Source organism: Cellulomonas hominis (genome assembly GCF_005239125.1).
Classification (GTDB): Bacteria; Actinomycetota; Actinomycetes; order Actinomycetales; family Cellulomonadaceae; genus Cellulomonas; species Cellulomonas hominis_A.
Genome location: NZ_SZYE01000109.1, coordinates 1 through 12946 on the forward strand (window position 1 = coordinate 1; position 12946 = coordinate 12946).

Below are 12946 nucleotides of genomic sequence, written 5' to 3' on the forward strand. Positions count from 1 at the left end.
CGCCGGAGCCGCCGCGCTCGCCGGCCCGGCGGCGACGGCGCCACGGACCGCGTCCGGCGACCCGCTCGTCGCGCTCGTCGCCGGCTTCCTCTACCCCGGCAAGGGCCACGACGACGTCGTGCGCGCCGTGGCCGGCGCCGCCGACCTGCTCCGCGCCGCGGGCACCCCGCCCGGGGAGGTCGCGGTGGTCGCGGTCGGCGGCCCGTCGCCCGGCCACGAGGACGAGGTCGACCGCCTGCGCGCCGACGCCGAGGCGCGCGGGGTCGCGCTCCGGGTCACCGGCGGGGTGGACGACGAGGCGTACCGGGCCGCGCTCGCCGGCCCCGGCGTCCCGGTCGCGGCCCACCGGCACCTGTCGGCGTCCCGCACGCTGCTCGACTGGGGCGAGGCGGGGCGGCGGCCGCTGGTCGTCGACTCCCGGTACGCCCGCGAGATGGCCGCGCTGCGACCCGGGACGCTCGCGCTGTACCCGCCGGCGGACCTGCCCGCGCACCTGGCCCGGGCGTGGGCCGACCCCACGACGACGACGCTCCCGCGGGGCGCGTCGCTGGCGCCCACCCTCGCGGACGCCGCCGCGGCCTACCGCGCCTGGTGGGCCGCCGGCGCCCGGTCGACCGGCGGGGCCGCCGCGTGACCGGGCCCGCGCCCGCGCGTCCCGGCCGGCCGCTGCCCGGCAACCGGTGGGACCTGCTCGACGGCGTGCTGCCGGACGTCCCGCCGTCGGTGTCGGTCGTCGTCGTGCACTACGACCAGCAGGCCGAGCTGGACCGCACGCTGCGCGCCCTGGCGCGGCAGGACCACCCGGCGGACCGCACCGAGGTGCTCGTCGTCGACGACGGGTCGCCCGTCCCGCCCCGTGTCCCCGACGGCGTCCGGCTGCTCCGGCAGGAGGACCGCGGGTTCCGGGTCGCCGCCGCGCGCAACCTCGGCGCGGCCGCCGCGACCCACGACGTGCTGGTCTTCCTGGACGCCGACACCGCGCCCGAGCCCGGCTACCTGCGCGCGATCTCCCGGCTGCCGGCGCTCGACCCGGACTGCGTCGCGGTGGGCCGCCGCCGGCACGCCGACCTCGCCGGGGCGCCCGTCGACGCGCCGGTCGAGCGGGTCGGCCCGGAGCGCGAGCTGCCCGAGCCCGCCTGGCTGGTCGACGCCTACCGGCGCAGCCGGGACCTGCTCGACGCCGACGACCGCTCGTACCGGTACGTGATCGGGGCGGTGACGGCGTGCAGCCGGGCGCTGTTCACGGAGGCCGGCGGGTTCGACGAGGGGTTCTCGTCCTACGGGGGCGAGGACTGGGAGTGGGCGTACCGGGCGTGGCTGGCGGGCGCGGTGCTCGCGCACGTCCCGGAGGCGGTGGCCTGGCACGACGGCCCGGACTGGTCCGGCCGCGACGCCGCGTCGCGGGCCGCCAAGAACGCCGAGGCGCTGCGGCTCGCCCACCTGGTGCCGGTGCCCGGGTCGCGGCCGCGCGGGCTGCCGTCCGGCCGAGCCGACGTGCTCGTGCACCCGCCCGGCGGCGACGGGGTGTCGGCGGCGCAGCGGTTCGTGAGCCTCGACTCGGTGCTCGCCGCCCTGCCCGGGGCGGTCGCGGCGCCGGACCCCGGCGCCGGCCCGGAGGCCCCGGACCGGCCGGGTGCGCCCCGCCCCGCGACCGCACGCCCCGGTGACGCCCGGTACGACCGCGTCCGCCTCGACGTCCTCCTCGACCGCCCGCTGCGCGCCGAGCCGGGCACGGGCCCGGGCGCCGTCGCCGCGGCCGTCGAGCGCGTCGCCGCCGAGGGCCTGGGCGAGCTCGCCCTGCTCGGCGCGGACGGCACCCCGCTGCTCCGGGTCGTCGCGCGCCGCGCCCGGGCCCGCGAGCACCGGTGGGGCCGCGACGACCTGTTCCCCCGCGCGACCGCCCCGGGCGACGGCCTCGTCCCGCTGGCGGACGAGCCCGACCTGGAGGCCTACCTCGGCGGCTGGTGACCCGCCCCGGCCCGGGGGCCCCGGTCAGCCCGCCGCGTCCACCGCCGCGGCCGCGCGCGCCGCGGCCACGACCGCCCCGCGCTCCGTCGCCGGGAACCGCGCCAGCACCGCCGCGAGCGTCCCGGCGTCCTCGTTGGCCCCGAACGCCTCGGCGTGCGGCTGCAGCGCCACGGTGTCCGCCAGCGAACCCGCCGGCACCGGGTCGAAGCCCAGGGCGTCGACGAACGGCGCCACGTCGGCGGCGGCCGCCGGGTCGTCGGCGGCGACCGCGATGGCCCGCCGGCCGGGCGTCCCCGCGGGCAGCGGCCCCTCGTCGAGGTCGTGGTAGCCCATGTGGTTGAACGCCTTGACGACCCGCGCGCCGGGCAGCGCCCCGGCCACCAGCACGCTCGTGGCGACCGCGGGGTCGGCGAGGTCGGGGCGCTCGCCGTCCGTCTCCCACCAGTAGTTCATCGCGTCGACCACGACGCGGCCGGCCAGCAGGTCGCCGACCCGCTCGACGACCTGCGGCAGCCGGCCCAGCGGCAGCGCGAGCACCACCAGGTCGGCCCGGGCGGCCTCCGGGGCGTCGACGGCGCGGGCGCCGGGCGCCAGCACCTCCACGATCAGCCGGATGCGGTCCGGGTCGCCGGAGCCGGCGACCGCCACGTCGTAGCCCGCCGCCACGGCGAGGCGCGCGAGCACGGTGCCGACCTTGCCGGCGCCGAGGATCCCGACGGTGCGGGGCGGGGTCACGCGGCGCCCCCGGCGAGCAGGTCCCGCACCATCGGCGCGACCCGGCTGCCGAACAGCTCGACGGCGCGCAGCCGGTCGCTCACCCGCAGCGGGCCGCCGGTGTAGACGAGGTCGAACCGGCTGACGTCCAGGCTCGACACGGTCCGCGCGATCTTGCGGGCGACCGTCTCCGGCGACCCGACGTACAGCGAGCCGTGCGCCACCTCGGCGTCGAACTCCGCGCGGCGCAGCGGCGGCCAGCCGCGGTCCGCGCCGATGGCGTCGCGCATCTGCTTGTACGGCCCGTAGTAGGCCTCGAGCGCGGCCTCGTCGGTCTCGGCGACCAGGCCGTGCGAGTGCACGCCGACCCGGCCCTCGGGGGTGCCGAGCTGGGCGGTCGCCCGCCGGTACAGGTCGACGTACGGCCGGAACCGGTCCGGCTCCCCGCCGATGATCGCGAGCATGAGGGGCAGCCCGTAGTGCGCGGCGCGCACCACCGACTGCGGGGACCCGCCCACGCCGACCCACGTCTCCAGGCCGCCGGCGGTCTTCGGGTAGACGTCGGCCGCCGTCAGCGCGGCACGGGTGGTGCCGGACCAGGTCACCGGCTCCTCGCGGAGCAGCTGGGCGAAGAGCTCGATCTTCTCCTCGAACAGGACCTCGTAGTCCTGCAGGTCGAAGCCGAACAGCGGGAACGACTCGGTGAACGACCCGCGGCCCAGCATCACCTGCGCGCGCCCGCCGGACAGCGCGTCGACGGTGGCGAACCGCTGGAACACCCGGACCGGGTCGTCGGAGCTCAGCACGGTGACGCCGGAGGCGAGCCGGATGCGCTCGGTGCGGGTGGCGATGCCGGCGAGCACCGTCTCCGGGGAGGACAGCGCGAAGTCGGGGCGGTGGTGCTCGCCGAGCGCGATGACGTCCAGGCCGACCTGGTCCGCGAGCACGCCCTCCTCGACCACGCGGCGGATCGCCTCGGGGTGGGTCAGCAGGCGCCCGGTGGCGTCGTCGGTCGGCAGGTCGCCGAAGGTGTCCAGGCCGAGCTGCAGGGCGGTCATGACGGGGTCCTCCCGGGTCGTTCGTCGGCACCCATCGTGCGGGCTTTCCGTTGAACAATCAACTACCGCACCGGATTCCGGCCCGTCCGCGCCCCCACGGGCACCCCTCAGGCCACCCCCGTGCGCGCCGGGGCCGCCGAGCGCACCGCCGCCCCCACCGTCGACTCGCGCGCCACCACCTCGAAGTCCGTGATCACCTCGACGTGCTCGGCCGGCGCCGTCCCGGCCACCCGCGCGAGCAGCAGGTCCACCGCCGTCTGCGCGATCTGCTCCCGGCCCGGCGCGACCGACGACAGCGGCGGCGACGCGTACGCCGCGTCCTCGATGTCGTCGAACCCGATGACGGCGACCTCCTCGGGCACCGCGACCCCGCGGGCGTGCAGGGCGTGCAGCGCGCCGATCGCCAGGGCGTCGTTGAGGCCGAACACCGCGTCGAGGTCGGTGCCCGCGTCCAGCATCCGCTCCATCGCCTCGGCACCGGTCGACCGGTGCCACAGCCCCGCCTCCCCGAGCAGGGCCGGGTCGAGCGGCAGCCCGGCCTCGGCCAGCGCCTGCTCGTACCCGCGCTGGCGCAGGGCGGCGCTGCCCACCGTCTCCCCCGCGTGCGACCCGATCAGGGCGATCCGGCGCCGGCCGGTCTCGATCAGGTGCCGGGTCGCCGCGCGGGCCGCCTCGACGTTGCTCATCGTCACGTGGTCCGCGGGGCCGCCGAAGATCCGCTCGCCCAGCAGCACCATCGGGAAGTCGACCGCGAACGACGCGCGGTCCTCCGTCCCCAGCGCGAGCGGGGAGAAGATCAACCCGTCCGTGAGGTGCCGGCGCTGACCGTGCAGCACCTCGAGCTCGCGCTCGCGGCTGGCGTTGGTCTGCTCGATCAGCACGATCACGCCGCGGCGCTCGGCGGCCTGGATCACCGAGTCCGCGAGCTCGGCGAAGTACGGCAGGCTCAGCTCGGGCACGGCCAGGCCGATCATGCCGGTCCGGCCCTGGCGCAGGTTCCGCGCCGACAGGTTCACCCGGTAGCCCAGCTGCTCGATGGCGGCCTCGACGCGCTCCTTGGTCCCCGGGCGGATGTACGGGTACCCGTTGATGACGTTCGAGACCGTCTTGATGGACACCCCGGCGATCGCCGCCACGTCCTGCATGGTCACGCCCGCCTGGCGCCGCTTGCCGGTCATCGGCCCACCTCTCCCGCCACGTCCCGCGCTCCGCCCCGTCTGCCACGACGCGCCGCGCCGCGCCCCAGCGTAGGGGCGCGGCGCGGCGCGCGGGTCACGCGACCGGGGTGGTCCCGGGGGTCACCGACCGCCGAGCCCGGTGGTGGCGACCGCCTTGACGATCTGCCGCTGGAACAGCATGAACAGCATGATCAGCGGCAGGGCGGCGATCACGGCCGACGCCATGGTCTGGGCGTAGATCGTGCCGTAGGCGTTCTTCACCGTCGACAGGCCGACCGGCAGCGTCATCAGGTCGGGGTTGTTGGTGACGATGAACGGCCACAGGAAGTTGTTCCACGCGCCGATGAACACGAAGATCGCGACCGCCGAGACGATGGGCCGGGAGATCGGCAGCACGATGGACCAGAAGGTCCGCCAGTGCCCCGCCCCGTCCACCCGCGCGGCGTCCTCGATCTCCTGGGGCACCTCCGCGAAGAACTTGCTGAAGATGTAGACCATCACCGGCGCCACCAGCTGGGGCAGGATCACGCCCTGGTAGGTGTCGACGAAGCCCAGGGCCTCCATCTGCCGGAACAGCGGCACGATGAGGATCTGGCCCGGGACCGCGATCAGCGCGATGGTCGCCGCGAACAGCAGGTTCTTGCCGCGGAACCGGGTGCGGGCGAACCCGTAGCCGGCGAGCGCGCAGACCGCGACCGTGAGGATCGTGACCGACCCCGCGATGAGCAGGGTGTTCAGCATCCAGCGCGGCACCTCGCCGCGCTCGAACACCGTACGGTAGTTCTCCAGCGTGAACCCGCCGTCGGGGAACCACTGCAGGGGGACGGACTGGGCCTGCGCCTCGGTCTTGAACGAGGTGTCGACCGCCCAGAACAGCGGGAGCAGCCAGGTCAGCGCCATGATCACCAGCAGCACGACCGACAGCACGGTCGCGAGCCGGCTGCGGCCCAGGACGAGGCTGCGGGTGCGGCGGTTCTCCTCGCGCCGCTCGGTGTAGGTGCGGCGCAGGCCGCCCGCCGTCCCTGTCGGGGCGGAGATCGTCTCAACGGCCACGGCCCTGCTCCTTCCGGCGAGCGGTGGTCAGCACCTGGAAGACGACGGCGACCACGATGATGAGCGCGAAGTAGATGTACGACATGGCCGAGGCGTAGCCCATGCGGTACCCGGTGAACCCGGTGTCGTAGATGTACTGCAGGATCGGGCGGGTGACGCCGTTCGGGCCGCTGCCGCCGTTGAAGGCGATGAACATCTGGTCGAACACCTTCAGCGAGGCGAGCACCTGCAGGATCGTGATCAGCACGGTCGTGGCGCGCAGCTGCGGCAGCGTGATGGACCACAGCCGGCGCCACGCGCCCGCCCCGTCCAGCGCGGCCGCCTCGTACATCTGGTCCGGGATCGCCTGGAGCGCGGACAGGTACAGCAGGAAGTTGAAGCCGACGGTCCACCACAGGGTGAGCAGGGCCATCGACCACATGGCGACGTTCGGGTCCGTGAGCCAGCCGACCTTGTCCAGCCCCAGCCGGTCGAGCCAGTAGTTGAAGAACCCGATCTCCGGCTGGTAGAGCCAGACCCAGATCTGCACGACGACCGCGACCGGCAGCATGTACGGCGCGAAGAACGCGAGCCGCCACACCCACTGGCCGGGCAGGCCGGTGTAGACCAGCAGGGCCATCGCCAGCGCGATCACCACCAGCGGGATCGTGCTCATCAGCGTGAAGACCAGGGTGTTGCCGAGGGTGGACCACATGGTCGCGTCGCCGAAGGCCTCGGCGTAGTTGTCGAGCCCGATCCAGCCGCCGTTGCCCATGAGGGACTGCTCGGTGAAGCTCAGGCCGAGGCCCCAGAGCGTCGGGACGACGAGGAACAGCACGGCGACGACGACGAACGGGATGACGAACGGCCAGCCGCTGCCCTCGCGGCGGCTGCGGCCGCGGCGCGGGGTGCGCGGGAGGTCGGGGGTGCGCGGGGGCGCGGACGCCGCCTGCGACTGGGACGGGGTGGTGAGTGCGCTCATGGCTGCGGTCCCTCCGTCAGGCCGGCGGCTTGGTCTGCAGGGCGGCGTCGAGGCTGCCGATCAGCCGGTCCACGGCGGCCTCGGGGGACGACTTGTCGAGCCAGGCGCCCTGGAGCGCCTCGCCGACGCGCGCCTGGAAGTCCGACCCGGAGCCGGTGAACCAGGCCTGCGGGTCGAAGACGGCCTGGTCGCTCGCCGCCGCGTAGTGCGACTGCGGCACCTTGGCCTTGTACTCGGCCGACTCGGTGACCTCGCGGTTCGCCGGGATGTGCCCGCCGTCGGACCAGAGCAGCGACTTGTTGAGCATCGCCGCGACCGTCGCGTACGCCGCCTCGCGCCGCTCGGGGTCGAGGTTGACCTGGTGCGGCAGCACGAACACGTGCGAGTCGCCGTACGTCGCGGGCGTGCCGAAGATGTTCGGCATCGGCATGGCGTCCACGTCGACGCCCGCCGTCAGGAACGACTGCAGCTCCCAGTTGCCGTTGAAGCACATCCCGACGCGGCCGGTGGAGAAGTTCGCGACCGCCGACGGGTAGTCGGAGTTCGCGATCGCCACCGTGTCGTCGAGCCAGGACTGCACCCAGGTGACCGACTGGATCAGCGCGTCCCGGTCGACCTGCGCGGCCTCGCCGGGGTTCAGCACGACCTCGCTGCCGGTCTGCGCGTACAGGCCCCAGAGCATCCGGGACATCTGCGCGCCGTCGCCCGTGTACCCGTAGCCGACGCCCGCGTACCCGGTGACCTCCGCCATGGCCCGGCCGGCCTCGATGAAGCCGTCCGGCGAGTCGACGCCGACCAGCTTCCCGTCCGGACCCAGCAGCCCGGCCTGGTCGGCCAGACCCCGGTCGAAGAACAGCAGGAACGCGTGGAAGTCGAGCGGGACGGCCCAGAGCTTCCCGTCGATCGTGGCCCGGTCCCAGAGCGCCGGCGGGAACATGTCCTGCGTGACGCCGTGCTCGGCGAGCAGGTCCAGGTCCCACGGGTCCAGGACCCCGCCCGGCACCCAGCCGGCCACCCGGGTCAGGTGCATGACCGCCAGGTCCGGCGCTCGGCCGCCCACCGACGCCATGACGAGCTTGGTGTAGTACGGCGCGCCCCAGGTGAGGACCACGGGGTCGATCCCGATCGCCGGGTTCTCGTCCTGCACCTCGGTCATCATCTGCTGGAAGATGCCGCCGTCACCGCCGGTGAACAGGTGCCACAGCTGGATCCGGGTCTGCCCCGACGCCGCTGCGGCGCCGCCCCCGCACCCGCTCAGCGCCCAGGCCGCACCGAGGGCACCGGCCCCCGCCACGGCCCCCCGGAGCACGGACCGACGGCTCAGCGCCGTCCGCTCCGGTCCCCCGCGAGCTCCTGAGATCATCCTCGACCTCCCGCCTCCACGGGGGCGCACGGCACCCGTGGGTTTTCATCGTTGAAGAACCGCTCGGCAGTGAATCAGGACGAGACAAACCCCGTCAAGAGGTGACGATCCACCCCAGGTGTGCCACGTGGCAACACGGCGCGCCGTCGCCGCGGGAAAGCGGTCCGCCGGACCCGGGGGGACGACGAGGGGCCCGGCACTCGGTGCCGGGCCCCTCGTCCACGTCGCCGCTCGCGCGGCGGCGGGTCACTTCTTGTTGCGACGCTGGTGACGCGTCTTGCGCAGCAGCTTGCGGTGCTTCTTCTTCGCCATGCGCTTGCGGCGCTTCTTGATGACGGAGCCCATGGGGTCCTCGCTTCCTGTGGCGAGCGCTCGAAGCGCCCCGCCGGGGTCGTGGTCGATCGACGCGCGGCACGACGAACGCCCACGCACGGGAAAGTCCGGCCCTACCTTACGCGATCGACGAGGTCGTCCGCGACGCGCCGGTGCACACCCACCCCGGGAGCGGTGCGCGGTCCGTACCGGTCAGGAGGACATCCGGCCGGCGCGCGGGCCGTCCTCGCCCGCCTCGCCCTCGGCCTCGAGGTCCAGCCGGGCGGTCGCGAGGTAGTGGTCGAGCGCGTCCTGGGGCACCCGGAACGAGCGGCCGACGCGGACCGCGGGCATCTCGCCCGAGTGCAGCAGCCGGTACACCGTCATCTTCGAGACGCGCATGACCTCGGCGACCTCGGCGACGGTGAGGAACCGCACCCGCGGGGGCTGCTCGCTGGTCATGGCCGCTCTTCTCGTTCGTGCGCGCACGACCGGTGCGCGGGACTGGCTGCACACAGGTGCCGCGACGACACCTTAGAGCCTGGTGAGGCTGGTGTGAAAGGGGAGGCAGGTGGGACCACCCCCCGGGGTGCATCCACTCTCCCGCACGCCCCTCGCACCCGCCTCCCCGCCCGCCTCCCCCGGCGCCCCCGGGTGGCCGGTCGACGTCCGCCGAGGGGGTACCCGACACGTCGAGCGAGTAGTCGCCGACTGCTCGCTCGACGCGTCGGGTGCCCTCTCGGCGACGGGACGCGGGCGGGCGGGTGGGCGGGCGGGCCGGGGGGCGCGGGCGGGGGCGGGGGCGGGGGGGACGCGGGCCCGCGGGTCAGTCGTGCAGGGGGTCGAGGCCCAGGTGCGGGAACGCGGCACCGCGGGTCGCGCGGACCGCGCGGTCGACGTCGTCCGCCGGGTCGAAGCCGTCCGCCCAGGACCGCCACGCCAGGGACGCGCCGTCGGACATGGAGCCCGGCGCCTCGCGGCCGTACAGCGCGACGACCTGGTCCAGCCACGCCTGCGGCACCCGGGTCGCCGGGTCCACCGGGGCGTGCGCGGCGACCCCGAGCAGGTGCGTCCAGGCGCGGGGCACGACGTCCACGACGGCGTACCCGCCGCCGCCGAGCGCCAGCCACCGCCCGCCGGCCACCTCGTGCGCGAGGTCGTGCAGCCAGGTGGACACCAGCCGCTGCGCGTCGACGGAGACGTCCAGGTCGGCGATCGGGTCCTCGACGTGGGTGTCGCAGCCGTGCTGGGTGACGAGCACCTGCGGGGCGAACGCCCGGAGCACCGGCGGGACGACGGCGTCGATCGCGCGGAGCCAGCCCGCGTCGCCGGTGTGCGACGGCAGCGCCAGGTTGACCGCGCCGCCGGGCGCGCCGCGGCCGCCGGTCTCGTCGGGGAAGCCGGTGCCGGGGAACAGGGTCGCGCCGCTCTCGTGCACGGACACGGTGAGCACCCGCGGGTCGTCCCAGAACGCCCGCTGCACGCCGTCGCCGTGGTGGGCGTCGACGTCGACGTACGCGACCCGCTCGGCACCCGCGGCGAGCAGCGCGCGGATCGCCACCGCCGCGTCGTTGTAGACGCAGAACCCGGCCGCGGCGCCGGGCATCGCGTGGTGCATCCCGCCGAACAGGTTGACCGCGTGGTCCACGCGCCCCTCCCACACGGCGAGCGCGGCCTCGCGGCTGCCGGCGACGATCCGCGCCGCCGCCTCGTGCATGTGCGGGAACACCGGGTCGTCCTCGGTGCCGATGCCGCGGGCCGGGTCGCCGGCACCACCGCCGGACGCGCGCCGCACGGCCGCCACGTACTCCGGCTCGTGGACGGTCTCGAGCTGGGCGTCGGTCGCCGGCTCGGCGCCGACCACCTCGACGCCGGCCCGGTCCAGCAGCCCGAGCGCCCGCGCGAGCCGCACCGTGAGGTCGAGCCGCAGCGGCGCCATCGGGTGCCCCGGGCCGAAGTCGTAGTCCAGGAGCTCGGGCGTCCACACCACGCGCACCCGGGCCGTCATGCCCACACCGTAGCCGCTGACCAGCCGCACCCACGCGGTCGTGCCACAGTGGTGCTCCCCGCGCGCTCGCACGCACGGGCGCACGCGGCGGCGACCTGCCCCGCGGGCGGACGCGGTGCACGGCAGGAGGGTGGATGGCACGGGGCCTCCCCGGGGTGCTCTGGTCGGGGCGCGAGCTCGTCGACCGGCTGGCCCGCCAGTCCCCCGCCCGGCTGGCGCTCGGCGTGTTCGCGTCGGTGATCGTGGTGTTCACGGGCCTGCTGTCGATGCCGTGGGCGACCGCGTCCGGCGAGCGGGCGCCGTTCGTCGACGCGTTCTTCACCGCGACGTCGGCCGTGTGCGTCACCGGCCTGGTGACCGTGGACACCGGCACGTACTGGTCGACCGCGGGCCAGGTGACGATCCTGGTCGGCATCCAGATCGGCGGCCTCGGCGTCATGACCCTGGCCTCGATCCTCGGCCTCGCGGTGTCGCGCCGGATCGGCCTCACCCAGAAGCTGCTCGTCACGTCGGAGACCAAGACCACCCGGCTGGGCGAGGTCGGCTCCCTGGTGCGGACCGTCATCGTCACGTCGGTGGTGCTCGAGGTGGCGATCGCCCTCGTGCTGATCCCGCGCCTCCGGATGCTGGGCGACGCCTGGGGCGAGGCGGTCTGGCACGGGGTGTTCTACGCGGTGTCGGCGTTCAACAACGCGGGCTTCATCCCGACGACCGAGGGCCTCGCGCCGTACGCGGCGGACTGGTGGGTGCTGCTGCCCATCATCGTCGGCGTGTTCATCGGGTCGCTCGGCTTCCCGGTCATCCTCAACATCGCCCGCACCTGGCGCCGCCCCCGCCGGTGGAACCTGCACTCCAAGCTCACCCTGACCACCAGCGTCGCGCTGGTCGCGTTCGGTGCGGTCGTCGTCGCGGCGTTCGAGTGGACCAACCCGAAGACCCTCGGCGGCATCGGCTGGAACGAGACGCTGCTCGCCGCCCTGTTCGCGGGGGTGATGCCGCGCTCCGGCGGGTTCTCCACGGTGAACGTCGCCGACATGCACGAGGGCACCTGGCTGCTGAACGACGCGCTGATGTTCGTCGGCGGCGGCTCCGCGTCGACCGCCGGCGGCATCAAGGTGACGACGCTCGCGGTGATGCTGCTGGCCATCGTCGCGGAGGCCCGCGGCGACCGGGACGTGGAGGCCTACGGGCGGCGCATCCCGCGCGAGGCCCTCCAGGTCGCCATCGCGGTGTCGCTCGTCAGCGCGACGATCGTCCTCACCGCCTGCCTGTTGCTGCTCGCGATCACCGGGCTGACCCTGGACGTGATCCTGTTCGAGGTGATCTCGGCGTTCGCCACCTGCGGGCTGTCGACCGGGATCACCGACGACCTGCCCGACGCCGGCAAGTACGTGCTCGCCGTGCTCATGTTCATCGGCCGGACCGGCACGATGACGCTCGCCGCGGCCCTCGCGCTGCGGAGCCGTCGTCGGGTCGTCCGGTTCCCCGAGGAGAGGCCGATCATTGGATGACCTGACCCGCACCGGCGCGACCGGCCTGGGCCCGCTCGCGGGCGAAGGGAGGCCCGGCGGTCGCCGCGGCGCCCCCGACGGAGCGCGCGCGAAGGGCCCCAAGCGCGAGGCCGGCATCCTCGTCATCGGCCTCGGCCGGTTCGGCTCGGCGATCGCGGCGACCCTCGACCGGCTCGGCCAGGACGTGCTGGCCGTCGAGCGGGACCCCGACCTGGTCGCGCAGTGGACCGGCCGCATCCCGCTGGTCGAGGCGGACGCGGCCAACCCCGAGGCGCTCGAGCAGGTCGGTGCGCGGGAGTTCTCCGTGGCCGTGGTCGGCGTCGGGTCGTACCTCGAGGCCTCGGTGCTCATCACCGGCAACCTGGTCGACATGGGCACTCCGCAGATCTGGGCGAAGGCGATCAGCACCGAGCACGCCCGGATCCTGCAGCGCATCGGCGCGCACCACGTGGTGCTCCCCGAGGCCGACGCCGGGTCCCGGGTCGCGCACCTGGTGTCCGGGAAGATGCTCGACTACATCGAGGTCGAGGACGGGTTCACGATCGTCAAGATGAAGCCGCCGCGCGAGACGCAGGGCTTCACGATCGGGCAGTCGAAGATCCGCGAGCGGTACGGGGTCACCGTCATCGGCGTGAAGAGCCCGGGGGTCGACTTCGTGTACGCGACCCCGGAGACCCGGATCGCGGCGAACGACCTGCTGATCGTCTCGGGGCACGCGGAGCTGCTCGAGCGGTTCGCGGCGCGGCCGTGACCTCGGCGCCCGGGTGGCGCGGCCCGGCCGGGCGCCCCGAGCCGGCGCCCGCCGGCCGCGACGCCGGGG

12 protein-coding genes and 1 pseudogene are annotated in these 12946 nt (G+C 74.9%); 4 read left to right on the forward strand and 9 right to left on the reverse strand.

Annotated elements, in window-relative coordinates; translation table 11 throughout:
• Nucleotides 1-634: pseudogene (locus tag FA014_RS20035) on the forward strand (hypothetical protein); the annotation flags it as partial.
• Complete coding sequence (locus FA014_RS12935) at nt 631-1968, forward strand: glycosyltransferase family 2 protein (RefSeq protein WP_195969284.1); 1338 nt, start codon at nt 631-633, stop codon at nt 1966-1968. The pseudogene FA014_RS20035 and the gene FA014_RS12935, both read left to right, overlap by 4 nt.
• Nucleotides 1969-1992: 24 nt before the next feature.
• On the opposite strand, the gene FA014_RS12940 is transcribed toward FA014_RS12935, so the two are convergent.
• From FA014_RS12940 to FA014_RS12980, 9 genes are all read right to left on the reverse strand, one after another.
• Nucleotides 1993-2703, reverse strand: coding sequence for an NADPH-dependent F420 reductase (locus FA014_RS12940; protein WP_154730080.1), 711 nt, complete (start codon nt 2701-2703; stop codon nt 1993-1995).
• Nucleotides 2700-3740: an LLM class flavin-dependent oxidoreductase gene (locus tag FA014_RS12945; protein WP_154730081.1), complete on the reverse strand. Its 1041-nt coding sequence runs from the start codon at nt 3738-3740 to the stop codon at nt 2700-2702. Before FA014_RS12945 ends, FA014_RS12940 begins: the two co-directional genes overlap by 4 nt.
• Nucleotides 3741-3847: 107 nt before the next feature.
• Nucleotides 3848-4918 (reverse strand): LacI family DNA-binding transcriptional regulator, encoded by a 1071-nt coding sequence (locus tag FA014_RS12950; RefSeq protein WP_230323131.1) that lies wholly within the window; start codon nt 4916-4918, stop codon nt 3848-3850.
• Between the two features lie 120 nt (nt 4919-5038).
• Entirely contained in the window at nt 5039-5971 is a 933-nt protein-coding gene (locus FA014_RS12955) for a carbohydrate ABC transporter permease (protein WP_230323132.1), read from the reverse strand.
• Nucleotides 5961-6932, reverse strand: coding sequence for a carbohydrate ABC transporter permease (locus tag FA014_RS12960; protein ID WP_154730082.1), 972 nt, complete (start codon nt 6930-6932; stop codon nt 5961-5963). Before FA014_RS12960 ends, FA014_RS12955 begins: the two co-directional genes overlap by 11 nt.
• Nucleotides 6933-6948: 16 nt before the next feature.
• The gene (locus tag FA014_RS12965) at nt 6949-8241 is read right to left on the reverse strand and encodes an extracellular solute-binding protein (RefSeq protein ID WP_230323133.1); all 1293 of its coding nucleotides are present in this window, start codon (nt 8239-8241) and stop codon (nt 6949-6951) included.
• A gap of 300 nt (nt 8242-8541) precedes the next feature.
• Nucleotides 8542-8640 (reverse strand): 30S ribosomal protein bS22, encoded by a 99-nt coding sequence (locus tag FA014_RS12970; protein ID WP_003792170.1) that lies wholly within the window; start codon nt 8638-8640, stop codon nt 8542-8544.
• 180 nt (nt 8641-8820) lie between these two features.
• The gene (locus FA014_RS12975) at nt 8821-9069 is read right to left on the reverse strand and encodes a helix-turn-helix domain-containing protein (RefSeq protein ID WP_154730084.1); all 249 of its coding nucleotides are present in this window, start codon (nt 9067-9069) and stop codon (nt 8821-8823) included.
• Between the two features lie 364 nt (nt 9070-9433).
• Entirely contained in the window at nt 9434-10615 is a 1182-nt protein-coding gene (locus FA014_RS12980; RefSeq protein ID WP_154730085.1) for an acetoin utilization protein AcuC, read from the reverse strand.
• 134 nt (nt 10616-10749) lie between these two features.
• On the opposite strand from FA014_RS12980, the gene FA014_RS12985 reads away from it, so the two are divergent.
• Both FA014_RS12985 and FA014_RS12990 read left to right on the forward strand, forming a co-directional pair.
• Complete coding sequence (locus tag FA014_RS12985; protein ID WP_154730086.1) at nt 10750-12126, forward strand: TrkH family potassium uptake protein; 1377 nt, start codon at nt 10750-10752, stop codon at nt 12124-12126.
• A gap of 115 nt (nt 12127-12241) precedes the next feature.
• Nucleotides 12242-12877 (forward strand): potassium channel family protein, encoded by a 636-nt coding sequence (locus FA014_RS12990; RefSeq protein WP_154730090.1) that lies wholly within the window; start codon nt 12242-12244, stop codon nt 12875-12877.
• Nucleotides 12878-12946 lie beyond the last annotated feature (69 nt).